Here is a 23,870-nt window from a genome sequence, read left to right as displayed (position 1 = left end):
GAGATGATGCGCCATTGTGTATGGTTGCTGGGATTGTTATCGCTGTTTTCTTTGGCAACACATGCCAGTGACTGGCAGGAAATTAAAAATGAGGCCAAAGGGCAAACCGTCTGGTTTAACGCCTGGGGCGGCGACACCGCGATTAACCGCTATCTCGACTGGGTTAGCGGCGAGATGAAAACCCATTATGCTATAAACCTGAAGATTGTTCGTCTGGCGGATGCCGCAGACGCGGTGAAGCGCATTCAGACAGAAGCCACTGCTGGACGTAAAACGGGCGGCTCGGTGGATCTGCTCTGGGTGAACGGCGAAAACTTCCGCACCTTAAAAGAGGCTAATTTACTGCAAACTGACTGGGCGGAAACGCTACCCAACTGGCGCTATGTCGACACACAGCTGCCGGTGCGAGAAGATTTTTCTGTGCCGACACAAGGTGCGGAATCGCCCTGGGGCGGCGCACAGCTGACATTTATCGCCCGACGCGATCAGACACCACAGCCACCGAAAACGCCACAATCCTTGCTGGAATTTGCCAAAGCCACCCCTGGTACGGTTACCTATCCGCGCCCACCGGACTTTACCGGCACCGCGTTTCTTGAACAGCTGCTGATTATGCTGACGTCCGATCCCGCTGCATTAAAAAAAGCGCCGGACGATGCCACTTTCGCCCGCGTCACTGCGCCCTTGTGGCAATATCTTGATGCACTGCATCCGTATTTGTGGCGCGAAGGAAAGGATTTCCCGCCTTCGCCCGCGCGGATGGATGCTCTGCTGAAAGCCGGCACATTGCGCCTGTCGCTGACCTTTAACCCCGCACATGCGCAGCAAAAAATATCCAGCGGCGATTTACCCACCAGCAGTTACAACTTTGGCTTTAGCGAGGGAATGATTGGCAACGTGCATTTCGTCACCATTCCAGCCAACGCAACTGCCAGTGCTGCGGCAAAAGTCGTCGCCAACTTCCTGTTGTCACCTGAAGCACAACTGCGTAAAGCGGATCCCGCTGTCTGGGGCGATCCTTCGGTTCTCGATCCGCAAAAACTACCTGCCGGGCAGCGTGAAACATTGCAATCAAGAATGCCGCAGAATCTGCCGCCGGTACTGGCGGAACCGCATGCTGGTTGGGTAAATGCGCTGGAACAAGAATGGCTACGCCGTTACGGTACGCATTAATTTTTTTGCTGTGGGTGGTGATGGCGGTGATTTACGCACCGCTGGTTCCGTCGGCTTTCACGCTGATAACACCTGCCATGTCGCTGACGCACTGGCAGATGTTATTTGCCGATCCGCAGCTACCACAGGCATTACTGGCAACGCTGGTGTCGACAACCATCGCGGCGGTCGGCGCTTTGTTTATTGCCCTGCTGGTGATAGTAGCGCTATGGCCTGGGCCGAAATGGCAGCGTATGTGCGCCCGTCTGCCGTGGCTACTCGCCATCCCCCACGTGGCTTTTGCCACCAGCGCCCTGCTGCTGTTTGCTGACGGCGGCCTGGTTTATCAGTTTTTCCCTTTTCTCATTCCGCCGATGGACAAATTGGGTATCGGTCTGGGCCTCACCCTTGCGGTGAAAGAAAGCGCATTTCTGCTGTGGATCTTATCGGCAGCACTGAGTGAAAAACGCCTGGTGCAGCAAGTTATTGTACTGGATTCGCTGGGCTACAGCCGCTGGCAATGTCTGAACTGGTTGTTGTTGCCCTCCGTCGCGCCTGCGCTGGCAATGGCGATGCTGGCGATTGTCGCCTGGTCGCTTTCGGTCGTGGATGTAGCGATTATTCTTGGGCCTGGTAATCCACCGACGCTGGCGGTAATTAGCTGGCAGTGGTTAACTCAGGGCGACGCCGATCAACAAACGAAAGGCGCACTTGCCAGCCTGCTGCTGATGCTGTTACTCGCCGCCTACGTTTTGCTTGGTTATCTGTTATGGCGCGCCTGGCGATGCACGCTCCCCCGGGAAGATGGCATTCGCATGCCATCCACGCCTTTATTGCCAGGGAAGATGCTGGCGAAGTTGTTACCCTTAACTGGCGTGCTGTGTGTGATTCTGCTGGCGATCCTCGCGGATCAATCAACGATCAATCACGAGGCGCTGCTCAATAGCCTGACAATGGGACTGGTGGCGACACTCATCGCTTTGGTTCTGTTGCTGCTGTGGCTGGAATGGGGACCACAGCGTCGCCAGTTGTGGCTATGGTTGCCCATTTTATTACCGGCACTGCCGCTGGTGGCGGGTCAGTACACGCTGGCGCTATGGTTGAACATGGATGGAAGCTGGACGGCGGTGGTGTGGGGGCATCTGCTGTGGGTAATTCCGTGGATGCTGTTTATCCTGCAACCCGCCAGGCAGCGCATTGATTCACGGTTAATTTTGATTGCGCAAACACTGGGCTGGTCGCGTGTCAAAATTTTCTTTTACGTGAAATGTCCGCTGATGTTACGCCCTGCGCTGATTGCCTTCGCTGTCGGATTTTCAGTCAGTATTGCGCAGTATATGCCAACGCTGTGGCTGGGAGCCGGACGTTTCTCGACGCTCACCACCGAAGCGGTGGCACTAAGCAGCGGCGGCAGCAACGGTATTCTCGCCGCCCAGGCTTTATGGCAACTGCTATTGCCACTTATTATTTTTGCCCTGACCGCGTTAGTCGCAAAATGGGTAGGTTATGTCAGACAAGGACTCCGCTAATGCTCTGCGTGAAAAATGTTTCGCTACGTTTACCAGAAAGCCGCTTGCTGACAAACGTTAACTTTACAGTCAATAAAGGTGACATTGTCACGTTAATGGGTCCCTCAGGCTGCGGTAAATCTACGCTGTTTTCATGGATGATTGGTGCGCTGGCCGGGCAATTTTCTTGTACAGGTGAGCTATGGCTCAATGATCAACGTATCAATACCCTGCCCACCGCCCGGCGTCAGATTGGCATTCTTTTCCAGGATGCACTGTTATTTGACCAGTTCAGCGTCGGACAAAATTTACTGCTGGCGCTACCGTCGACGCTCAAGGGGACTGACAGGCGCAATGCCGTGAAAGACGCGCTTGAGCGAGCGGGACTGGCTGAAACTTATCACCAGGATCCTGCGACATTATCAGGCGGTCAGCGAGCGCGGGTGGCCCTGCTGCGCGCCCTTCTCGCTCAGCCAAAAGCGTTGCTACTGGATGAACCATTCAGCCGTCTTGACGTAGCTCTGCGCGATAATTTTCGTCAGTGGGTATTCAATGAAGTTCGCGAGCTGGCGATCCCCGTCGTTCAGGTAACCCACGATCTTCAGGATGTTCCTGCCGATAGTCCCGTTCTGGATATGACGCAGTGGTCAGAAAATTACAACAAACTGCGGTAACGCAAAGTTTTCCCCGATGTGTCAGTTCAGAATGGCGCACTCAAAACTACAATGTCGGGATTTTCGATGAAACGTGTTTCTCAAATGACCGCGCTGGCAATGGCTTTAGGGCTGGCTTGCGCTTCTTCGTGGGCCGCTGAACTTACGAAGCCTCTTACACTTGACCAGCTTCAACAACAAAATGGCAAAGCGATTGATACTCGCCCCAGCGCGTTTTATAACGGCTGGCCACAAACCCTAAATGGCCCTTCCGGTCATGAACCTGCCGCCTTAAACCTTTCTGCAAGCTGGCTCGACAAAATGAGCACTGAGCAGCTCAACGAGTGGATCAAGCTACATAACCTGAAAACGGATGCCCCGGTGGCGCTGTACGGTAATGACAAAGATGTCGATGCCGTCAAAACGCGACTACAAAAAGCAGGCTTTACGCATATCTCTATCTTGAGTGATGCACTAAGCGAACCTTCCCGACTGCAAAAACTGCCTCACTTTGAACAGCTGGTATATCCGCAGTGGCTGCATGACCTGCAACAAGGTAAAGAAGTTACGGCGAAACCTGCGGGTGACTGGAAAGTGATCGAAGCGGCCTGGGGCGCACCTAAGCTTTACCTTATCAGCCATATTCCCGGCGCTGACTACATCGATACCAACGAAGTGGAAAGCGAACCGCTGTGGAACAAAGTTTCTGATGAACAGCTTAAAGCAATGCTGGCGAAGCACGGCATTCGTCATGACACCACGGTCATTCTGTACGGGCGTGATGTTTACGCCGCAGCGCGCGTGGCGCAAATTATGCTCTACGCTGGCGTGAAAGATGTCCGCCTTCTGGACGGCGGTTGGCAAACCTGGTCCGACGCAGGTCTGCCCGTTGAGCGCGGTACGCCACCGAAAGTGAAAGCGGAACCAGACTTCGGCGTGAAGATCCCTGCGCAACCACAACTGATGCTTGATATGGAGCAGGCTCGCGGGCTGCTGCATCGCCGGGATGCATCGCTGGTGAGCATTCGTTCGTGGCCAGAATTTATCGGTACGACCAGCGGTTACAGCTACATTAAACCAAAAGGTGAAATAGCCGGGGCACGTTGGGGACACGCAGGCAGCGACTCGACCCATATGGAAGATTTCCATAACCCGGATGGCACCATGCGCAGCGCCGATGATATTGCCGCTATGTGGAAAGCGTGGAATATCAAACCAGATCAGCAAGTTTCATTCTACTGCGGCACCGGCTGGCGCGCGTCTGAAACCTTTATGTACGCACGCGCCATGGGCTGGAATAACGTCTCCGTTTATGACGGTGGCTGGTACGAATGGAGCAGCGATCCGAAAAACCCGGTAGCAACCGGTGAACGCGGCCCGGACAGCAGCAAATAACATTGCAATTACTGACGCTGGAGCGACTTCAGCGTCAGATACCCACTCCAAATCCGCGTAAATGTCGTCATCCAACAAAGCGCGCCAAATATCCACGCAAACCACGGGAAATATTCCGGAAAGAGACAACTTAAAACAAATAGCAAAATCGTCTCGCTGCCCTCTGTTAACCCGCCCAGATAGTAAAACGATTTGTGCGCATAACCGGGATTATCAATCTGATGTTTCGCCGCCAGTGCAGCAAATGCGAGAAAACTGCTGCCCGTGCCGATAAACGCAAACAGCAGCCAGCCGCCCGCCAGCGCATTTTGTTCCGGTGCGGCGAGAATAAACCCGAACGGTACCAGCGCGTAAAAAAGAAAATCCAACGAAATATCGAGAAAGCCCCCCGCGTCGGTTAACCCTCTGCGCCGCGCCAGCGCACCGTCCAGACCATCAAGCAACCTGTTCAGTAAAATGGCAATCAGCGCCGCCAGATACCAGTCCAGTGCCAGAAACGGCAGTGCCAGCACGCCGATGGCAAATCCCACTAACGTTAAACCATCAGGTGTAATGCCAGGTTTATCCAGAACCCGCACGCACTGATGCAACAAAGGCTTAATTCGGGGATGAAGATGGCGGTCTAACACGGGTACTCCTTAAGAAATAAAACCCTTCAGCTCGGGCAACACTGCGGATATTATGGCATTTTTCCTGTATTCGACCGTGTGTAATTTATGGAAATGATTGATGTTGTTGCCGCCATTATCGAACGGGATGGCAAAATTTTAATCGCGCAACGCCCTGCGCATAGCGATCAAGCGGGATTATGGGAATTTGCTGGTGGTAAAGTCGAACCAGGGGAAAGCCAGCCGCAGGCGCTGATACGCGAGCTGCGTGAAGAGCTCGGTATCGATGCTATCATCGGGAAATATGTAGCCAGCCACCAGCGGGAAGTTTCAGGGCGTATTATCAATCTTCATGCCTGGCACGTACCCGACTTCCACAGGACGTTACAGGCACATGAGCATCAGGCTTTGGTCTGGTGCTCACCTGAAGAGGCGATGCAATATCCGCTGGCCCCTGCTGACATTCCACTATTAAAGGCGTTTATGGCTTTACGCGCCGCCAGACCAGCGGATTAGTGCTAATAGTTTTATCATCCCGCTGGCATTGCAGCAGTATTCCCTCGGCTTTAATCACTGCCCCTTCGGAATAGTTTTGATCCTGATAAACGCAGCACTGGTTACAGGGCTGCGCTGACTGCCCACCAGAACTAAACACTTCCGGCGGCACATTTACCTGCACATCCGGACGATAATGCTGATTAGCCAGCGCAAAAAACGGGAATACCAACGCTACAGCGAGCAATGCTCGATTCACAGGAAACTCCTTATATTTCGTTGTCTCTGCTACTGATAACGGTAACCTGGCGGGAAAACTTTAGCGTCTGGTTGCCGGATGCGGCGTGAATGCCTTATCCACCAAATGTCCCCATTTTGGTAGGCCGAAGAAGATGTATCCGACATTAGGCGGCGTTTATAAATTCCTCACATTATTAATTTGCTTTCCGGTGCCATTTTTTACTTGCTTACCGTCACATTCTTGATGGTATAGTCGAAAACTGCAAAACAAACAACATACGCACAATCGTCTTAATATATAAGGGTTTTATATCTATGGATCAGACATATTCTCTGGAGTCATTCCTCAACCATGTACAAAAGCGCGACCCGAATCAAACCGAGTTCGCGCAGGCCGTTCGTGAAGTAATGACTACTCTCTGGCCTTTTCTTGAACAAAATCCCCAATATCGCCAGATGTCATTACTGGAGCGCCTGGTTGAACCGGAGCGCGTGATCCAGTTTCGCGTGGTATGGGTTGATGATCGCAACCAGGTGCAGGTCAACCGCGCATGGCGCGTGCAGTTCAGCTCCGCCATCGGCCCGTACAAAGGCGGTATGCGATTCCATCCCTCAGTTAACCTCTCCATTCTTAAATTCCTTGGCTTCGAGCAAACCTTCAAAAATGCCCTGACTACCCTGCCGATGGGCGGTGGTAAAGGCGGCAGCGATTTCGACCCGAAAGGGAAAAGCGAAGGCGAAGTGATGCGTTTTTGCCAGGCACTGATGACTGAACTGTATCGCCACCTGGGCGCGGATACCGACGTTCCGGCAGGTGATATCGGCGTTGGTGGTCGTGAAGTCGGCTTTATGGCGGGGATGATGAAAAAGCTCTCCAACAATACCGCCTGCGTCTTCACCGGTAAGGGCCTTTCTTTTGGCGGCAGTCTGATTCGCCCGGAAGCCACCGGTTACGGTCTGGTTTATTTCACTGAAGCGATGCTGAAACGCCACGGTATGGGTTTTGAAGGAATGCGCGTTTCCGTTTCTGGCTCCGGCAACGTCGCCCAGTACGCTATCGAAAAAGCGATGGAATTTGGCGCTCGCGTGGTCACGGCATCAGACTCCAGCGGCACAGTGGTTGATGAAAGCGGATTCACAAAAGAGAAACTGGCGCGTCTTATCGAAATCAAAGCCAGCCGCGATGGTCGAGTGGCAGATTACGCCAAAGAATTTGGCCTGGTCTATCTCGAAGGCCAACAGCCGTGGTCCGTGCCGGTTGATATCGCCCTGCCTTGCGCCACCCAGAACGAACTGGACGTAGATGCCGCGCATCAGCTTATCGCCAATGGCGTTAAAGCCGTCGCCGAAGGGGCAAATATGCCAACCACCATCGAAGCGACTGAACTGTTCCAGCAGGCAGGCGTACTGTTTGCTCCGGGTAAAGCGGCTAATGCTGGCGGTGTAGCAACATCGGGCCTGGAAATGGCGCAAAACGCTGCGCGTCTGGGCTGGAAAGCCGAGAAAGTCGACGCCCGTTTGCATCACATTATGCTGGATATCCACCACGCTTGTGTTGAACACGGCGGTGAAGGTGAGCAAACCAACTACGTACAGGGCGCGAACATTGCCGGTTTTGTGAAGGTTGCCGATGCGATGCTGGCGCAAGGTGTGATTTAAATCATTAGCGCCGCATCAGGCATCTGCCGGATGCGGCGTGAACGCCTTATCCGGCCTACGAAAGGTGCTGTATCAGTGAGTTGGGATTCAGGCATCCGACCTTTATGTTATCACTCCACTGCCCGCTTCTTCTGATGGCGGACTTTTTTTCGCACTACGTTTACGCGGAGCAGCCTTTTTCTTATCAACACTGCCACCACTGCCCGGAGCCACTATGCCGCGAAACTGCCGCACCGGCGTACGTTTGGCTTGATCAATTAGCTGATATAGCGTCCCCACCAGCGGTTGCATAAAGTCCTGGTAGCGACACTGCTTTTCGCTGATTTGCGTCAGCACCGATTCCCAGTGTGCGGTCATGTCCGGTCTCGTGGCCATCTCCGGCAGCGAATGGAATAACGCTTTTCCGGCGTCGGTGGAGTGGATATAGCGCCCTTTTTTGGTCAGGAAACCACGCTTGAACAACAGTTCAATAATCCCGGCTCGGGTCGCTTCTGTTCCCAGGCCATCGGTCGCACGGAGGATCTTTTTCAGATCTTTATCCTGAACAAAGCGTGCGATCCCGGTCATCGCCGAAAGCAGTGTTGCATCGGTAAAATGACGTGGCGGCTGGGTTTGTCGCTCTACCACTTCACCTTTTTCACACAGCAACTCATCGCCTTTCGCGACTACAGGCAGTGGTGTGCCGTCGTTTTCTTCATCGCGCTCTTTGCTGCCTAACAGCGTGCGCCAGCCTGCTTCGGCAAGAAAACGGGCTTTAGCGACAAATTTGCCTTTGGCTATTTCCAGTTCTATAACACACTTGCGGAACACCGCATCCGGGCAGAACTGCATCAGGTATTGACGAGCAATCAGGTTATAGACCTTCGATTCGTTCTCCGTCAGGTTGATGGCAGAACTACGCGCGGTCGGGATAATGGCGTGGTGAGCATCGACCTTTTTGTCATCCCAGCAGCGGTTGCGTAAATTCGGGTCAACCACCGGCTGCGGCAATAGTCCCGGCGCATGAACGCTGATGGCATTCATCACCGCGTGGCGTCCGGCAAAATGTTCTTCTGGCAAATAACGACAATCGGAACGCGGATAAGTGATTAGCTTGTGCGTTTCGTATAGCTTCTGGCAGATATCAAGCACGTTCTGCGCACTCAGACCAAAGCGTTTTGCCGCTTCAATCTGCAACGCCGAAAGCGAAAACGGCAGCGGCGCGGATTCTGATTCCCGTTTATCGTTATAGCTGGTGACAATAGCCGGTTGACCACTGATGCGGTTAACCACATGCTCCGCCAGCGGGCGATGCAATAAGCGCCCTTCTTCATCCTGGTACGGCTCGCACGCTTCACTCGGCTGCCAGATGGCGGTAAATCGTTCATCGGCAGGCGTCACAATGTGCGCTTTGACTTCAAAGAAATCTTTTGCCACGAAGTTTTCTATTTCTTCATCGCGCCGCACCACCAGCCCAAGAACGGGAGTCTGTACGCGCCCAACGGAAAGCACACCCTGATAGCCAGCATTGCGACCGAGAATGGTATACGCGCGGGTCATATTGATACCGTATAGCCAATCGGCACGCGCTCGCGCCAGTGCAGAAACGCATAGCGGTACAAACTCGCTATTGGAGCGAAGACGATCGATCGCCCGCTCAACCGCCTGCGGGTTCAGGTCGTTGATCAAGCAACGCTGAACTTGCTGGCGCTTTTCCGGTGCCAGTTGCAGGTAGTCCAGCACTTCATCCACCAGCAATTGCCCTTCACGATCCGGGTCACCGGCATGAACAATTTCGCTGGCTTCATGCAGAAAGCGTTTAATGACGTTAAGTTGTTTGGTTACGGAGGGGCGCGGTTGCAGTTGCCACTTTTCCGGGACAATCGGCAAATCCGCCAGATTCCAGCGCGCATAGCGGCTGTCGTAGACGTCTGGCTGCGCCTGCTCAAGCAGGTGACCGATACACCAGGTCACCACCTGACCATTGCCGCACTCGATAAAGCCATCGCCTTTACGGTGCGGTTTGGGCAGGACATCAGCAATAGCGCGTGCCAGACTCGGTTTTTCGGCTATAAACAACCGCATTGAATTAACGGATCTCAACCATGGCACGACCGCCACGCGCAGGCACCAGTTCGCCAATCGCCGTCAGTTCAATGCCAAACTCGGCTGCGGTAGCTTTGACTTCATTTTCAGCTTCCGGCATAACCGCCAGCAGCAGACCACCAGAAGTTTGCGGATCGCACAACAGATCGCGTACTTCACGCGGCATTTCGCCCATCAAATGGCCGTAACTGGCAAAGTTGCGTTCGGTGCCGCCCGGCACAGCGCCCAGTTTAATGTACTCTTCCACGCCCGGCAGTTTCGGGATCGCTTCATAATCGACGCGAGCCTGCACGCCTGCCCCCTGGCACATTTCGCTCAAATGGCCCAGCAGACCAAAACCGGTGACGTCGGTCATCGCTTTTACGCCTTCAATGTTGGCAAATGACGCACCTGCGATATTCATCCGGCACATCACTTCCGTCGCCAGTCCCTGATGTTCCGGTTTCAGCAGTGATTTTTTCTCAGCCGTGGTAAGAACGCCAATCCCCAGAGGTTTTGTCAGGAACAGTTTACATCCGGCTTGTGCGGTGCTGTTTTTCTTCACTCGCTCGGTCGGTACGATCCCCGTAACCGCCAGACCAAAAATCGGCTCCGGCGCATCGATGGAGTGACCGCCAGCCAGCGCAATACCCGCCTGACGACATGCATAGCGTCCACCTTCAGTCACTTCGCGGGCAATTTCCGGGGAAAGTTTATTAATCGGCCAGCCAAGGATCGCAATGGCCATAATCGGTTTGCCGCCCATCGCGAAGATATCGCTGATGGCGTTAGTCGCCGCAATGCGACCAAAATCGAAAGGATTATCAACGATCGGCATAAAGAAATCGGTGGTGCTGATGACACTGGTGCCATTACCAAGATCGTATACTGCCGCATCGTCGCGGGTTTCGTTACCCACGAGCAAATTCGGATCAACAAACTTCGCCTGCTCGCTGTGCAGAATGGTTTCCAACACTTTTGGGGAAATTTTACAGCCGCAACCTGCTCCGTGGCTGTATTGGGTCAAACGAATCGAGTTCTCGCTCATGGACATCTCCTGTCAATGCAATCCGGGTATGGTAACCTTCATTCCGTGAAGTGATAAGTGAGAGTGTCTGAATTCCTGCGCCTTTGCTCATAATCCAGACAGTTTTGCGAAAATTATCAAAAATAAGTCACAAACGGCGTCGGATCCGGAACGTTAATCGACGTTGACGCTTTCAATTGCGGCGTGCCGAGATAGAGAAAGCCGACAATTTTATCCTGCTCCCGACAACCGAACGCCTCGCGCACCACCGGACTTTCGGTTAACCCGCCACTACGCCAGATGCCGCCAAAGCCCTGGGCAACCGCCGCCATTTGCATCGCCATAACCGCGCAACCCGCAGACATCTCCTGCTCCCAACGCGGGACTTTATGATTTTCTTCACATTTCGCCACCACGGTGATGATGAGCGGCGCACGGAACGGGGCATTACGGGCTTTGTCGATAGCTTTATCATCACTACCCGCAGCAATTGCACCCTGTTGCAGCACGGTACTGAAACGTTCGCGGCCTTCCCCTTCAATCACAAAAAAATGCCACGGTTGCATGGACTTATGGTCCGGTGCACGCATTCCGGCACGCAGGATATTTTGCAGTTGTTCGCCAGTCGGCGCAGGTTCAGCCAGACGTGAGGCGCTTCGGCGGTTGATCAATAGTTCGAGTGCATCCATTTGATTAACTCCTGTCATGATGTTTATTCACAAAATTAACACGAGAGTGGATTTTGTTACAGCACAGTCCGCGATTCCTGCTGACAAGTGCCGGTTGGGTCATTACGATAACCACATCTATTGCACCTGCAACAGGTGTGACCTTTAGTCTGGGAGAATACATGCGAACCCTTTGGCGATTTATTGCCGGATTTTTTAAATGGACGTGGCGTCTGCTCAATTTTGTCCGTGAAATGGTACTTAACCTGTTCTTTATTTTCCTCGTGCTGGTTGGCGTGGGGATCTGGACGCAGGTCAGTAGTAGCGATACCAAAGAAACCGCCGGTCGTGGCGCATTACTGCTCGATATTTCAGGCGTGATCGTCGATAAGCCCGACAGTTCGCAGCGGTTTAGTAAGTTAAGCCGCCAGCTGCTTGGCGCCAGTTCCGATCGTCTGCAGGAAAATTCGCTGTTTGATATCGTGAACACGATTCGCCAGGCTAAAGATGACCGGAATATCACCGGTATCGTGATGGATCTGAAAAACTTTGCGGGCGGCGATCAACCTTCCATGCAATATATTGGTAAGGCTCTGAAAGAGTTTCGTGACAGCGGTAAACCGGTTTATGCCATTGGTGAGAACTATAGCCAGGGGCAATATTACCTCGCCAGTTTCGCCAACAAAATTTGGCTGTCCCCGCAAGGCGTGGTTGATCTGCACGGTTTTGCCACCAACGGTCTGTACTACAAATCGTTGCTGGATAAGCTGAAAGTTTCCACCCATGTGTTCCGCGTGGGTACGTATAAATCTGCCGTTGAACCGTTTATTCGTGATGATATGTCCCCGGCGGCTCGCGAAGCCGATAGCCGTTGGATTGGCGAACTGTGGCAAAACTATCTCAACACCGTTGCCGCTAACCGCCAGATCTCTGCCCAGCAGGTATTCCCTGGGGCGCAAGGGCTACTTGCTGGCTTAACCGAAACGGGCGGCGATACTGCGAAGTACGCGCTGGACAACAAACTGGTCGACGCGCTGGCAACGAATGCCGAAATTGAAAAAGCCCTGACCAAAGAGTTTGGCTGGAGCAAGGCTGATAAAAATTATCGCGCCATCAGTTATTACGATTACGCACTGAAAACTCCGGCAGATACCGGCGACAGCATCGGTGTCGTCTTCGCTAATGGCGCGATTATGGATGGCGAAGAAACTCAGGGGAATGTTGGCGGCGATACGACTGCGGCACAAATCCGTGACGCTCGCCTTGATCCGAAAGTGAAAGCGATCGTTCTGCGCGTAAACAGCCCTGGCGGAAGCGTAACGGCTTCTGAAGTGATTCGCTCTGAACTGGCAGCTGCCAGAGCCGCTGGCAAGCCTGTGGTTGTGTCAATGGGCGGTATGGCAGCATCCGGTGGTTACTGGATCTCCACGCCGGCCAATTACATTGTGGCTAACCCGAGCACCCTGACCGGTTCTATCGGGATCTTCGGCGTGATCACCACTGTAGAAAACAGCCTTGATTCGATTGGTGTACATACCGATGGCGTGTCTACATCACCATTGGCAGATGTTTCCATCACTAAATCACTGCCGCCAGAAGTGCAGCAGATGATGCAATTGAGCATTGAGAACGGCTATAAACGCTTTATCACGCTGGTTGCTGATTCGCGTAATTCGACGCCAGAGCAGATTGATAAAATCGCCCAGGGCCATGTCTGGACCGGTCAGGATGCAAAAGCGAATGGGCTGGTCGATAGTCTCGGTGATTTCGATGATGCAGTTGCCAAAGCGGCTGAACTGGCAAAACTGAAACAATGGCATCTGGAATATTACGTCGATGAACCGACCTTCTTCGACAAGGTGATGGACAACATGTCAGGTTCAGTACGGGCGATGCTGCCAGATACGCTCCAGGCCATGCTGCCTGCGCCGCTGGCCTCGGTCGCTTCAACCGTTAAAAGCGAAAGCGACAAGCTGGCGGCCTTTAACGATCCGCAAAACCGTTACGCGTTTTGCCTGACCTGCGCCAACGTGCGTTAATTCCTGCAAATATGTGGCCGATATGCTGTCGGCCACACTCCTGAACCGGACTGTCTTTCACTCCCTCTCTCCACTACATTCCCTTGCTCATTTAGCATCTGATATGGAGTCATCAGTGAATAAGGCACCCTCTTTAATTGCCGCTATTGTCCTCGGACTGGGGATCAGCGCCTGTGGTTATTTTGTTGGCGATGGTGTTAAACATCTAAAAACCAACAACCGTTATGTAAACGTGCGGGGGCTTTCAGAAAAAGAAGTTCGCGCAGATACGGCTGAATTAACAATTGCTATCAACTTTAAGGGTAATGTTCCTGGCGAACTGTTCCCGATACTTGAAGATGCGCAGAAAAAGATTGTTGCCGAATTCCACGCTCAGGGGATTAACGACAAAGAGATCAACGTGGGTCAATGGACAAGTAAGCGAACGGATGCCTTTTACCTCAAAGATGATCCGACGATGCCACGCTATAACGCTGACGGGTCTGTTACGATAAAAACGCATAACGTTGCTGCCGTCGAAAAAATCGTCGCTAAATTAAACGACCTGCAAATCGCCACAGATGGCGCGATCGCTGATAGCAAAATCGCCTACCGCTTTAATGGTATTGGCGCAGTTCGCGCGGAGATGATTGCTGCCGCAACGAAAGACGCACGTAACGCAGCATTACAGTTTGCGACGGATTCAGGTAGTCAGGTGGGGTCCATTAGCGATGCGTCACAAGGCGTGTTCCAGATTTTCGCCAGTGGCAGTGACGAAGATGATCCCTCGGCGATTAACAAAACGGTGCGTGTAGTCACGACCGTAACCTATGCGTTGCAGGATTAACCATTTTTCTCCGGCGGAACGCTAATCCCTCTGTTCCGCCGGGCTTTTCTCATATCCACAGAGTATCCAGGTGCGCTTGCTGCCCCTCACGTATATACTTTTGCTCTTTCGGTATCATTCATATCAATATCATGCAAAAGAAATCAATTTACGTTGCCTACACGGGCGGGACCATCGGGATGCAGCGTTCCGAGCAGGGATATATTCCGGTGTCGGGCCATCTACAACGCCAGCTGGCGCTGATGCCAGAGTTCCATCGCCCGGAGATGCCGGATTTCACCATTCATGAATACACGCCGCTGATGGATTCTTCTGATATGACGCCAGAGGACTGGCAGCATATTGCTGAAGATATTAAAGCGCACTATGACGAGTACGATGGTTTTGTCATTCTGCACGGCACCGACACGATGGCGTATACCGCCTCTGCGCTGTCGTTCATGCTGGAGAACCTCGGAAAACCGGTTATTGTGACAGGGTCACAAATCCCATTAGCCGAGTTACGCTCTGACGGACAAATCAATTTGCTGAATGCGTTGTACGTTGCGGCGAACTATCCCATCAACGAAGTCACACTCTTTTTTAATAATCGCCTGTATCGCGGCAACCGCACCACCAAAGCCCATGCCGATGGTTTTGATGCCTTCGCGTCACCAAACCTTCCACCGTTACTGGAAGCGGGTATTCATATTCGCCGTTTAAATACACCGCCCGCCCCACACGGCACTGGTGAGCTGATCGTTCATCCGATTACACCACAGCCGATCGGCGTAGTGACGATTTATCCGGGGATTTCTGCCGACGTCGTACGTAACTTCCTGCGTCAACCGGTTAAAGCGTTGATTCTGCGCTCTTATGGCGTGGGTAATGCGCCGCAAAACAAAGCATTCCTGCAAGAATTACAAGAAGCCAGCGATCGCGGAATTGTGGTGGTTAACCTGACACAATGCATGTCCGGTAAAGTGAATATGGGCGGTTATGCCACCGGTAACGCCCTCGCTCATGCCGGTGTTATTGGCGGTGCGGATATGACCGTAGAAGCCACGCTAACCAAACTGCACTACCTGCTCAGCCAGGGACTGGATACCGAAACCATTCGCAAGGCCATGAGCCAAAACCTGCGCGGCGAACTGACGCCGGATGATTAAGGAGACTGTAATGCCCCAACGAGCTCTGTTACTGGTCGATTTACAAAATGATTTCTGCGCTGGCGGTGCGCTGGCTGTTGCCGAAGGCGATAGCACGGTTGATGTTGCTAATGCCCTGATAAGTTGGTGCAAAGCACGCGGTGAAGCGGTCGTCGCCAGTCAGGACTGGCATCCGGCCAATCACGGCAGCTTCGCCAGCCAGCAAGGTGTAGAGCCTTATACACAGGGTCAGCTTGATGGCCTACCGCAAACCTTCTGGCCCGATCACTGTGTGCAACACAGCGAAGGTGCAGCGTTGCACCCTCTGCTGGCGCAAAAGTCGATTGATGCCGTGTTTCACAAAGGCGAAAATCCTTTAGTCGACAGTTACAGTGCCTTTTTTGATAACGGGCGGCGGCAGAAAACCGAGCTCGATGGCTGGTTGCGCGACCATGAAATCAATGAACTGATCATTATGGGGCTGGCTACGGACTATTGCGTGAAGTTTACCGTCCTGGACGCGTTACAGTTAGGTTATAAGGTGAACGTGATTACCGATGGCTGTCGCGGTGTGAATATCCAGCCACAGGACAGTGCGCACGCGTTTATGGAGATGTCAGCCGCTGGGGCAACATTGTACACGCTGGCAGACTGGGAAGAGACGCAGGGATAAAATTAGTCAGATCCATCTCTGGCCTACAATTCCTTAATTACATCGTAGGCCAGATAAACACGCCAGCATTGCATCTGACAATTGACACAATCAGCGAAAATTCAATTCACACCAGAAATTCGTTCCAGCGACACCTTCCGCGTTTCGATGCCAAAAATGGAGAGGACCAGCGCACATAACACCAACATGACACCAAGCACCATAAAGACCGTTATCGAACCATAATGCGTTAATAACGCCGCGACGCCATACGGAGTGAAGACCGCGACGATTCGTCCTACTGCATTAACAAATCCCGAGCCGCGCAGGCGTAAATGGGTTGGCCAAAGTTCCGGGATATACACCGCAGACGCGAAACAAACATACATATAAAGAAAGAAGATCATCACCAGGCCATAGCCTAAAATAGCCCATTCTGTAGTTTGTATCGAATATATATATCCCAACACAGCAATAATTATAAGCAAAGACGAGCCAAATAATCGGCGAGGAAAGTGATCAATAACTAACGCAGCTATAAATATTCCAACCGGAGCACCAATCATAATAACAGCGGTCATTAATATCGATTTATCAACATCAATACCAGAGTTAACAAATATGGTCGGTATCCATACGGTAATAGTATAAAGCGAAATATTCATTGCAATTAAAACCGTAATCGCGACTAACGTGCGCCGCAACATCTCGCCTTTAAATAGCAACCAAAAAGTACCACTGATTTCATGACTCCGACTTTCGCTTTGCCTCAAAGCAAGTGGTGGTAGATGAATACCCTTCTCTTTTTCGATTTGCTGCTCTACTTCACGAAGTTGCCTTTCTGCTCCCGGTAATTGTCCAATACCCGCCAACCAACGAGGCGACTCAATAAAATATTTACCAGAGAGTAACCATGCTAATATTATCCCAATACCGCCCAGCAGAAACATTATGCGCCAACTGAAGAAAGCGATAACGACAACGCCAATCGCCGCTGACAACATGGGCGACCAGTTGCCGACAAATGAGAGTCGCGCGGACCATTTTCCACGAACCAGAGCGGGAATAAACTCAGTAAATGAAGCATAGCCAACCATAATCAGCGCCCCCATTCCTGTCCCCATCAGGAAGCGAAAGAAGATGAGCCAGTACATATCAGGGACGAAAGCAGCGCCTGTCGCCGCAATACCGACAATCAGAAGGTTCATGCGGAATGCCCGGCGCCGTCCACAGTAATCACCAATGAATCCACCAGCAAGCGAACCGATGAAATAACCAAACATCAATGCCGACGTAAAAGCAGCATTGAGGAAATTATTTGACCATCCATTGCTTACCAGCTTTGCTAAAACAACATTGCCTGAATAACTTAAAAACCCCGTTAATAACAGACTAAAGCTGATTATGCCAAATATACGATAATGAAACCGGGCCAAAGGCAAGCGGTCCAGTCTTGCGCCAATTTGATCATATTGTTCCATTTGGTGCCTCGAATTTTGCTAAAAAAGGTAGCAATTGCGGCAAACTCACTTGCCGCATTTTTATCATCATTTTATTTCACGGGCGCTGGAACAAATAACATTGACAACGTGTGTTTAAGCTACCACACAAGCTGGATATTATTGTCTTTGCAAAACTCTTCCCATTCTGCACCCGGTGATTTATCAGTTATTATGTAATTAATATGACTAAAGTCAGCTAACTGAACAAAAGCTTTGCGATCAAACTTCGAGTGATCGACTAATAACGCAACTTCTGTCGCCTGGCGGATCATTGTCTTTTTGATTTCAGCTTCCGCTTCGTTCGAGTCCAGTGCGCCGCTGTTAATATCAAGACCTTTACAACTCATTACCATAATATCGACGTGATAACGACTGATGATCTCTTTAGTAATTCGTCCTTGCAGAGAAAGCGTGTTTTTGTTCAGTTCCCCACCGGTTGAAACAACTTTAATTTCTGACTGAGCCAGAACATGAATAGCTTCTGCCGAGTTGGTTAGCAACGTCAGCTCACTACGGTCTTGCAACAGTTTGAGCAATTCCATAACGGTACTACTGGAATCGGCTGCCATCGTCGTTTTATTGTCGATAAACGGCAGCGCCTTGCGAGCAATAAGCTGCTTCTCTTCATAAAACGACGAAGCTCGCTTATAGAAATGGATATTTTCCGTCAGCATCGCTGTATTTAAAACAGCGCCACCATAAGTTCTGGTCAAAAAGCCTTCATCTTCCAGCTTCTCAAGATCGCGGCGAATAGTTTCTTCGGTTACCTGAAAAATCGAGCTCAAATTCGAAACCGTTACTTTTTTATCGTTGGCAACCATCTGTTTAATTGCCTGAATCCTGTCTTTTGCCGCCACGATTACACCCCTGTCTCTTTTTACATCACATTAGCGCGATTATCGCATAAGCGATGTTTACTTTCAAAATAACCTGTTTGAATCACAGATTTTCATCACAGTTTTCACAGAAACAGAGGTGGATCGTGTGGGGTAGTTAACGCTCCAGGGCCTCTGCCATTTCCCTCATCAATGTTGCGTCTGCATCCGATAAGTTGATATTCAGCGCCGCCACATTTTCACGTACCTGTTCAGGCGCAGTTGCTCCGCTAAGAATGGAGATTAAATCGCTCTGTTTTAATATCCACGCCAGCGCCAGAGTAGGAATTGTGCACTGATAACGCGCACAAAGTGGCCGCCACTGTTCAAGCATATCAATCACTTTGAGCATGTTTTCACGCTGGAACCAAACTTTATTTGCCCGTGCGCCGCCTGGAATATAATCGCGAGTGATGGTACCTGTCAGCAGCCCCTGCTCTAACGGTGAATAGACCTGAACCACAATGCCGTTATCCCGACATAGCGGCAGCAATTCGTTTTCCATTGCCCGATCGAGGATGCTATATTTCGCCTGAATAATATCCAGCTCACCATATCGCAGATATTCGCGTATATGATCAGCTTCGACATTAGCAGCGCCTATCGAACGAATCTTCCCCTCAGCCTTCAGCTCATTAAGTACAGCTACGGTTTCTGCAATCGGCGTAAAACAAGGCGGCACCGACTGCCAGTGCGTCATGTAAATATCGATGTAGTCAATGCCGAGACGTTGCAAGCTGGCATCGACTTCTTCGCGGATAGATTCAGGAGAGAGGTTTTTGTACAACTGACGATCGCCGACTTTGTTGAATAAACTGCCTTCTCGTTCCCAGACAATACCGCATTTCGTTTCGACGACAATTTGTTCGCGTGGCAATTGTTTTAACGCCTGGCCGACAATAACTTCACTATTGCCAAAGTTATATCCTGGCGCAGTATCAATCAGGTTAATACCGCAACGATGAGCTTCAATAATCGTATCAATACAAATTTGCCGATCGAGATCGCCATTCCATGCAGGACCACCGCCAATGGCCCATGTCCCCAACCCCATCCGTGAAAGCGTTATATCCGTTGTGCCTAAAGGTATCATTTTCATTTGCCTTCATTACCCTTCATATTCTTCCAGCAATTGTTCGACCAGCTTTCTGTTTTTCACACCGGTGGTGGCACCAACACTCAGTACCGATATAGCTGCCGTTGCATTGGCAAAGCGCGCGCATTCACGCAGCTCTTTACCTTCCAGCAGTGCCGCAATAAAACCAGAAGCAAAGTTATCGCCCGCGCCAATGGTGTCGATGGCCGTAATTCCCGCTACTGCTGGTACCGTCATCGTCATTTCACCACGCTTGATAAAGCAGCCGTTTTTACCCGTCTTAATTACTACCGTTTTTACACCGCACTCAAGAAAGCAGTCAGCAATTTCATCCAACGTCTCTTTTCCGGTGAGTAATTTTGCCTCGGCAAAATTTGGAAACAGATAATCGACATAACGCAATGCTTCGCGAATATCATCCAGTGTTTCATTCAGACGAGGCTTGATCATATCGGCACAAATGATCATCTGCCGGGCTTTCGCTTGCGTAAAAATTTCAGTTAGCGCTTTACCATCCAATAGTGGACTGTTGAATATACTTGCTAGCGATAATAACTTTGCCTGAGAAAACCGTACAAAGTCGACATCATTAATATTCAATTTCCACAAACTGCCGTTGCGATTAGTGACAAATGTCCGCTCGCCATCCTCCGTTACAAGTCCAACGTTAATAGAGGTATCTACGCTGACGTCCTGTTTCAGGCTTTGAATATCAATATTCTCTTTGCAACAATGGTCGAGAATAAATTGTCCTGCGGCATCTTTACCAATGCGGCTCATTAATGCCGTGCGATGCCCCAGGCGAGAAATAATCGTTGCTTCATTGATTGCGTCGCCTCCCGTGGTCATTGCTATTCTTTCAAGCGGATAAGAATCTACGTCAAAAATTTTTTTACTGACCGGCTGTAATGGAATATCAACGATAGCGCCACCTATACATATAACTTCAAGATTGTCCATTACATTATTCCGCCTTGCCGTCTGAACCAAATAATTTGATTTTTTCTAATGCCCTTTCTTTAACTGCTTTACGGACTTCTCGCTCCAGGTGCAAGAAAGGCTGATCCTGATTTTCTTTCACTGCCACCATTGCGGCCTGGCACAGTTCAGTATGAATATTGATTTTCGCTATACCCAATGAAATCGCGGTTTTAATATCAGCATCACTGATCCCCGATGCGCCATGTAAAACCAGCGGAACAGAAACGGCATCGCGCACGCGTTTGACGACCTCAAAGTTCAATTGTGGCTCTGACGTATAAACCCCATGCTGGTTGCCAATGGCGACAGCCAATGAGTCACAGCCCGTGCGTTCAACAAATTCTGCGGCCTGGTCAGGATCGGTATAGTGATAGCCCGCCAGCGCTTCCTCATAAACGGTTTCATTACCGACATGTCCTAATTCCGCCTCTACCGGAATACCCAGCGGATGGAAGAAATCAACAGCCTCTTTGGTTAAACGAATATTTTCTTCGAAATCAAACGCGGATGCATCGCGCATTAAGGAGTTCATTCCATGAGTCCAGGCGTTATGGATAATTTCCATACTCCGGCCATGATCCCAGTGGGTAATTACCGGTACCGTTGCTTTTTGTGCCATTGATACCATCATATGCGAGAAATCTTCGAATGAGGTATTTCCGACAAATCCCGTACCAAAAGAAATAATAACCGGTGATTTTGCTTCTTCTGCTGCGTCGATAACCCCCATTAACATTTCAGCATTCCATACATTAAAATGGGCAATAGCATAATGTTTATTGGTAGCATCATTTTCCCAAAATCTGATATCTGCTAGCATATTCCGTTCTCCCGTAGTAATTAATCGCTAAGTTTAATAACGCCTTTAATAATGTCGCATTTGTTGTTAACCGACTCTTCAAATGCCTGTTGTACATCCTGGTAATCGTAAATATGCGTTACCATCGATTTCACATCGAATCGCCCTGATGAAATAGCTTCAATCGTGACCGGATAACGGTTGGCATAGCGGAAAACCGTCTGGATGGTGACTTCCCGATTGATTTTGAGAAAATTGATGGCCGAATCGCCGGGTACTGTGCCGACAATCATAATTTTTCCACCGCGCATCACCAGATAGGGAGCTTGTTTTACCGTTACCGCAGAACCCGCAGTTTCAAAAACAATATCTGCGCCCATGTCTTCGGTAAATTGCTGACAGCACGCAATAGTGTCTTGTTTAGCGCCATTGATGACCATTGCCGCGCCAAGCTGTTCCGCCATTGCCAGACGTTTTTCCAGCACATCAACGACGGCAATTTCTGTTGCTCCCAGGCATTTGCACGCTTGCAACGTCATCAAACCAATACAACCAGCTCCCAGAATAATTATCTTCTTACCCGGTTTAACATCTGCCAGCATGGCGGCGTGCATCCCGACCGCCGCAGGCTCCACCAGCGCCCCTTCCATCGTGTCCATATTGTCGGGCAGTTTGTAAGTAAAGCTCTCCGGATGACACAGATAGTGCGTTAATGCGCCGCGGTAGTTCGGTTGTGTCGCCATAAAATCAACGTCCGGACAGATGTTATATTTGCCTTCCAGACAGTAACGACAGTGACCGCAAGGAACGCCAGGTTCGATATTTACCCGATCCCCCGGTTTAAATTTGCGCACGCGGCTTCCCACAGCCACAACCGTCCCGGCGCATTCATGACCAAGGCCAATTTCTTGATTTGGGTCTTTAGGCGGAATAAACGGGCCTGATTCAAAACCATGTACATCTGAACCACAAATACCGACATATTCTACTTTAATCAAAACTTCATCTTCTTTAGGCACAGGTATTTCCGCTGAAATAATTTTCATTGTGCCCGGTACCTGCAATATTGCTTTTGAATTTTTCATTTTGAATCCACCAGTATTATTTATTGGCTACTGCATCAATACTTAAACTTTCAACGGAGACACCTTTGGTTTCAATTCCAATGGTGGCGATAGCAATTGCGACAATAATTGAAACCGCCCCCAGAAGAATAAAGACACCCGTTACGCCATAACTACTGAGCAGCACTGCAACGGCATAAGGTGCGGCAATACCACTGATTCGCCCTACCGCATTCGCCAGACCGGAGCCACGGAGTTTGGCCTCTGTCGGCCAGATCTCAGGGACATACACTGCTGAGGCATAGCAAACGTACATATAGACGAAAGTAATCAGGAAGAAACCAATCAACGTTATGAGCAACATACTGGTTTGCAGTGAATAGATATACCCGAGCACCGCAATCAGAATTAATAGCCCAACACCCATTGTTTTGCGCGGAATTTTATCCATCACCAACATAGCAATAAAAATGCCAAACGGCGCGCCAAACATACTCATAGTATTTAAGACAATGGAGTCTTTTAAATTAATTCCCTGGGTCATGAATATCGTTGGCAACCAGTTAATTAACGTGTACTGCACAACGTTCATGGCAATAAGTACACAAGAACCTAAAATAACGCGTCTTAGTAATACTCCCGTCAGTAAGGCAGAATACGGCACCGCTTGTGGCGCTTTACCGTCATCAGTAATAACCACTGGCGGTAAGGGTTTACCCGTCTGGCGTATGACGCCTTCTTCTATACTCCGCATGACTTTCTCGGCTTCCTGATACCGTCCGCGCGATTCCAGCCAGCGCGGGGATTCAGGAAAGTAGCGCCAGGCCAGCGCCGTAGCGATAAGCGACAATATTGCAGGAATAAGCAGTTGTACCCGCCAGTTCCACTCTGCGCTAATCAACGGCGTGAGTCCCATCGCTATCAATGAACAGAGCGGATATGACCAGTTGCCAATAAAGGAAACCCGACTGGACCACGTTCCACGATTTCTACCGGGCATATATTCGGTGAAACCAGCAAACAGTGTAACCAATAAAGCTCCCAACCCAACGCCCATCACAAAACGGCAGGCAATAAGGAAATCCATATTCGGTGAGAAAGCACCGACAACCATCGAGGCAATATGAATGGCCTCATAGAGGATGAACGCGTTTCTGCGACCGGTTTTGTCACCGATGATGCCGCCCACCAGCGCACCGAGAAACATTCCGGCGGTCGTGATTGCCGAGAATGTGGCGGTGGTGGAATTATCTGTCCAGCCCAACTCTTTCAGCTGCGCGAGGATCAAGCCACCAACGGCATTACTCCAGCAGACAAGCAAGCCAAATGCGACGATGGCAAACATTGACGAATGCCAGCGGCAATCCGGTAAGCGATCCAGCCGTGCACCACAATGCGGTTTTGTTATCTGTTCCATGCGATAACGTTCCTTCAGGAGAG

At 50.7% G+C, this 23,870-nt stretch carries 22 protein-coding genes; 10 read left to right on the top strand and 12 right to left on the bottom strand.

The genetic code is table 11. From position 1 onward, the window contains the following. Window positions 1-6: 6 nt before the first annotated feature. The 4 genes from AACS80_RS10295 to ynjE all read left to right on the top strand — a co-directional run bounded on the left by AACS80_RS10295 (window position 7) and on the right by ynjE (window position 4,708). Window positions 7-1,173 (top strand): ABC transporter substrate-binding protein, encoded by a 1,167-nt coding sequence (locus AACS80_RS10295; RefSeq protein ID WP_135410210.1) that lies wholly within the window; start codon window positions 7-9, stop codon window positions 1,171-1,173. Further along, complete coding sequence (locus AACS80_RS10290; protein WP_135410021.1) at window positions 1,146-2,681, top strand: ABC transporter permease subunit; 1,536 nt, start codon at window positions 1,146-1,148, stop codon at window positions 2,679-2,681. Before AACS80_RS10295 ends, AACS80_RS10290 begins: the two co-directional genes overlap by 28 nt. Beyond that, on the top strand, window positions 2,681-3,334 hold the full coding sequence (locus AACS80_RS10285) for an ATP-binding cassette domain-containing protein (RefSeq protein WP_135410022.1): 654 nt from the start codon (window positions 2,681-2,683) through the stop codon (window positions 3,332-3,334). Before AACS80_RS10290 ends, AACS80_RS10285 begins: the two co-directional genes overlap by 1 nt. A gap of 66 nt (window positions 3,335-3,400) precedes the next feature. After that, window positions 3,401-4,708, top strand: coding sequence for a thiosulfate sulfurtransferase YnjE (gene ynjE / locus AACS80_RS10280; RefSeq protein WP_135410023.1), 1,308 nt, complete (start codon window positions 3,401-3,403; stop codon window positions 4,706-4,708). A gap of 8 nt (window positions 4,709-4,716) precedes the next feature. Here the strand turns inward: ynjE and AACS80_RS10275 are convergent, their stop codons facing one another. Next, window positions 4,717-5,337, bottom strand: a complete 621-nt coding sequence (locus AACS80_RS10275; RefSeq protein WP_130208343.1) for a CDP-alcohol phosphatidyltransferase family protein — start codon at window positions 5,335-5,337, stop codon at window positions 4,717-4,719. A gap of 87 nt (window positions 5,338-5,424) precedes the next feature. Here AACS80_RS10275 and AACS80_RS10270 point away from each other — a divergent pair, with 87 nt between their 5' ends. Next, window positions 5,425-5,832 carry a pyrimidine (deoxy)nucleoside triphosphate diphosphatase gene (locus AACS80_RS10270; RefSeq protein WP_135410024.1) on the top strand — a complete coding sequence of 136 codons (408 nt, stop codon included), beginning with the start codon at window positions 5,425-5,427 and terminating at the stop codon, window positions 5,830-5,832. Here AACS80_RS10270 and AACS80_RS10265 read toward each other — a convergent pair. Further along, window positions 5,798-6,070 (bottom strand): YnjH family protein, encoded by a 273-nt coding sequence (locus tag AACS80_RS10265; RefSeq protein ID WP_130208347.1) that lies wholly within the window; start codon window positions 6,068-6,070, stop codon window positions 5,798-5,800. The genes AACS80_RS10270 and AACS80_RS10265 overlap by 35 nt on opposite strands. Before the next feature lie 296 nt (window positions 6,071-6,366). Here AACS80_RS10265 and gdhA point away from each other — a divergent pair, with 296 nt between their 5' ends. Beyond that, window positions 6,367-7,710 (top strand): NADP-specific glutamate dehydrogenase, encoded by a 1,344-nt coding sequence (gene gdhA, locus AACS80_RS10260; protein ID WP_130259869.1) that lies wholly within the window; start codon window positions 6,367-6,369, stop codon window positions 7,708-7,710. 102 nt (window positions 7,711-7,812) lie between these two features. Here gdhA and topB read toward each other — a convergent pair whose 3' ends face one another. The 3 genes from topB to AACS80_RS10245 form a co-directional block, all read right to left on the bottom strand. Continuing rightward, the gene (gene topB / locus AACS80_RS10255) at window positions 7,813-9,774 is read right to left on the bottom strand and encodes a DNA topoisomerase III (RefSeq protein ID WP_138183778.1); all 1,962 of its coding nucleotides are present in this window, start codon (window positions 9,772-9,774) and stop codon (window positions 7,813-7,815) included. 4 nt (window positions 9,775-9,778) lie between these two features. Then, entirely contained in the window at window positions 9,779-10,822 is a 1,044-nt protein-coding gene (selD, locus tag AACS80_RS10250) for a selenide, water dikinase SelD (RefSeq protein WP_001295485.1), read from the bottom strand. Between the two features lie 116 nt (window positions 10,823-10,938). Continuing rightward, window positions 10,939-11,490 carry an NAD(P)H nitroreductase gene (locus tag AACS80_RS10245; protein ID WP_130218825.1) on the bottom strand — a complete coding sequence of 184 codons (552 nt, stop codon included), beginning with the start codon at window positions 11,488-11,490 and terminating at the stop codon, window positions 10,939-10,941. Window positions 11,491-11,651: 161 nt separating this feature from the next. Between AACS80_RS10245 and sppA the strand changes: the two genes are divergently transcribed. The 4 genes from sppA to pncA all read left to right on the top strand — a co-directional run bounded on the left by sppA (window position 11,652) and on the right by pncA (window position 16,134). Continuing rightward, window positions 11,652-13,508 (top strand): signal peptide peptidase SppA, encoded by a 1,857-nt coding sequence (sppA, locus tag AACS80_RS10240; RefSeq protein ID WP_135410025.1) that lies wholly within the window; start codon window positions 11,652-11,654, stop codon window positions 13,506-13,508. A 115-nt stretch (window positions 13,509-13,623) separates the two neighbouring features. Then, entirely contained in the window at window positions 13,624-14,334 is a 711-nt protein-coding gene (locus tag AACS80_RS10235) for an SIMPL domain-containing protein (RefSeq protein ID WP_135410026.1), read from the top strand. A 131-nt stretch (window positions 14,335-14,465) separates the two neighbouring features. Continuing rightward, window positions 14,466-15,482: an asparaginase gene (gene ansA / locus AACS80_RS10230; protein WP_130208360.1), complete on the top strand. Its 1,017-nt coding sequence runs from the start codon at window positions 14,466-14,468 to the stop codon at window positions 15,480-15,482. Between the two features lie 10 nt (window positions 15,483-15,492). Next, on the top strand, window positions 15,493-16,134 hold the full coding sequence (gene pncA, locus AACS80_RS10225) for a bifunctional nicotinamidase/pyrazinamidase (protein ID WP_131161153.1): 642 nt from the start codon (window positions 15,493-15,495) through the stop codon (window positions 16,132-16,134). A 101-nt stretch (window positions 16,135-16,235) separates the two neighbouring features. Here the strand turns inward: pncA and AACS80_RS10220 are convergent, their stop codons facing one another. The 7 genes from AACS80_RS10220 to AACS80_RS10190 all read right to left on the bottom strand — a co-directional run bounded on the left by AACS80_RS10220 (window position 16,236) and on the right by AACS80_RS10190 (window position 23,847). After that, window positions 16,236-17,594 carry an MFS transporter gene (locus tag AACS80_RS10220; RefSeq protein ID WP_135410027.1) on the bottom strand — a complete coding sequence of 453 codons (1,359 nt, stop codon included), beginning with the start codon at window positions 17,592-17,594 and terminating at the stop codon, window positions 16,236-16,238. A gap of 119 nt (window positions 17,595-17,713) precedes the next feature. Further along, window positions 17,714-18,472, bottom strand: coding sequence for a DeoR/GlpR family DNA-binding transcription regulator (locus tag AACS80_RS10215; RefSeq protein WP_135491437.1), 759 nt, complete (start codon window positions 18,470-18,472; stop codon window positions 17,714-17,716). 136 nt (window positions 18,473-18,608) lie between these two features. After that, window positions 18,609-19,589, bottom strand: a complete 981-nt coding sequence (gene ydjG / locus AACS80_RS10210) for an NADH-dependent methylglyoxal reductase (protein WP_130259875.1) — start codon at window positions 19,587-19,589, stop codon at window positions 18,609-18,611. A gap of 9 nt (window positions 19,590-19,598) precedes the next feature. Further along, window positions 19,599-20,546: a carbohydrate kinase family protein gene (locus tag AACS80_RS10205; RefSeq protein ID WP_135559505.1), complete on the bottom strand. Its 948-nt coding sequence runs from the start codon at window positions 20,544-20,546 to the stop codon at window positions 19,599-19,601. A 4-nt stretch (window positions 20,547-20,550) separates the two neighbouring features. Further along, entirely contained in the window at window positions 20,551-21,387 is an 837-nt protein-coding gene (locus AACS80_RS10200; RefSeq protein WP_130223455.1) for a ketose-bisphosphate aldolase, read from the bottom strand. A 20-nt stretch (window positions 21,388-21,407) separates the two neighbouring features. Next, window positions 21,408-22,451: an NAD(P)-dependent alcohol dehydrogenase gene (locus tag AACS80_RS10195; protein ID WP_131161150.1), complete on the bottom strand. Its 1,044-nt coding sequence runs from the start codon at window positions 22,449-22,451 to the stop codon at window positions 21,408-21,410. Between the two features lie 16 nt (window positions 22,452-22,467). Beyond that, window positions 22,468-23,847 (bottom strand): MFS transporter, encoded by a 1,380-nt coding sequence (locus AACS80_RS10190; protein ID WP_135410029.1) that lies wholly within the window; start codon window positions 23,845-23,847, stop codon window positions 22,468-22,470. Between the last annotated feature and the right edge of the window lie 23 nt (window positions 23,848-23,870).

Origin of the sequence: Escherichia sp. E4385 (assembly GCF_963883145.1) — a bacterium.
GTDB lineage: Bacteria > Pseudomonadota > Gammaproteobacteria > Enterobacterales > Enterobacteriaceae > Escherichia.
Note: the sequence above shows the minus strand (reverse complement) of the source record. Positions and strands in the feature narration are given on the sequence as shown.

What these genes read in the sequence shown, in the direction of transcription:
- AACS80_RS10295 (WP_135410210.1), top strand. Translation starts at nt 7, where the DNA reads ATGCGCCATTGTGTATGGTTGCTGGGATTGTTATCGCTGTTTTCTTTG.
- AACS80_RS10290 (WP_135410021.1), top strand. Translation starts at nt 1,146, where the DNA reads ATGGCTACGCCGTTACGGTACGCATTAATTTTTTTGCTGTGGGTGGTG.
- AACS80_RS10285 (WP_135410022.1), top strand. Translation starts at nt 2,681, where the DNA reads ATGCTCTGCGTGAAAAATGTTTCGCTACGTTTACCAGAAAGCCGCTTG.
- ynjE (WP_135410023.1), top strand. Translation starts at nt 3,401, where the DNA reads ATGAAACGTGTTTCTCAAATGACCGCGCTGGCAATGGCTTTAGGGCTG.
- AACS80_RS10270 (WP_135410024.1), top strand. Translation starts at nt 5,425, where the DNA reads ATGGAAATGATTGATGTTGTTGCCGCCATTATCGAACGGGATGGCAAA.
- gdhA (WP_130259869.1), top strand. Translation starts at nt 6,367, where the DNA reads ATGGATCAGACATATTCTCTGGAGTCATTCCTCAACCATGTACAAAAG.
- topB (WP_138183778.1), bottom strand. Translation starts at nt 9,774, where the DNA reads ATGCGGTTGTTTATAGCCGAAAAACCGAGTCTGGCACGCGCTATTGCT.
- selD (WP_001295485.1), bottom strand. Translation starts at nt 10,822, where the DNA reads ATGAGCGAGAACTCGATTCGTTTGACCCAATACAGCCACGGAGCAGGT.
- AACS80_RS10245 (WP_130218825.1), bottom strand. Translation starts at nt 11,490, where the DNA reads ATGGATGCACTCGAACTATTGATCAACCGCCGAAGCGCCTCACGTCTG.
- sppA (WP_135410025.1), top strand. Translation starts at nt 11,652, where the DNA reads ATGCGAACCCTTTGGCGATTTATTGCCGGATTTTTTAAATGGACGTGG.
- ansA (WP_130208360.1), top strand. Translation starts at nt 14,466, where the DNA reads ATGCAAAAGAAATCAATTTACGTTGCCTACACGGGCGGGACCATCGGG.
- pncA (WP_131161153.1), top strand. Translation starts at nt 15,493, where the DNA reads ATGCCCCAACGAGCTCTGTTACTGGTCGATTTACAAAATGATTTCTGC.
- AACS80_RS10220 (WP_135410027.1), bottom strand. Translation starts at nt 17,594, where the DNA reads ATGGAACAATATGATCAAATTGGCGCAAGACTGGACCGCTTGCCTTTG.
- ydjG (WP_130259875.1), bottom strand. Translation starts at nt 19,589, where the DNA reads ATGAAAATGATACCTTTAGGCACAACGGATATAACGCTTTCACGGATG.
- AACS80_RS10205 (WP_135559505.1), bottom strand. Translation starts at nt 20,546, where the DNA reads ATGGACAATCTTGAAGTTATATGTATAGGTGGCGCTATCGTTGATATT.
- AACS80_RS10200 (WP_130223455.1), bottom strand. Translation starts at nt 21,387, where the DNA reads ATGCTAGCAGATATCAGATTTTGGGAAAATGATGCTACCAATAAACAT.
- AACS80_RS10195 (WP_131161150.1), bottom strand. Translation starts at nt 22,451, where the DNA reads ATGAAAAATTCAAAAGCAATATTGCAGGTACCGGGCACAATGAAAATT.
- AACS80_RS10190 (WP_135410029.1), bottom strand. Translation starts at nt 23,847, where the DNA reads ATGGAACAGATAACAAAACCGCATTGTGGTGCACGGCTGGATCGCTTA.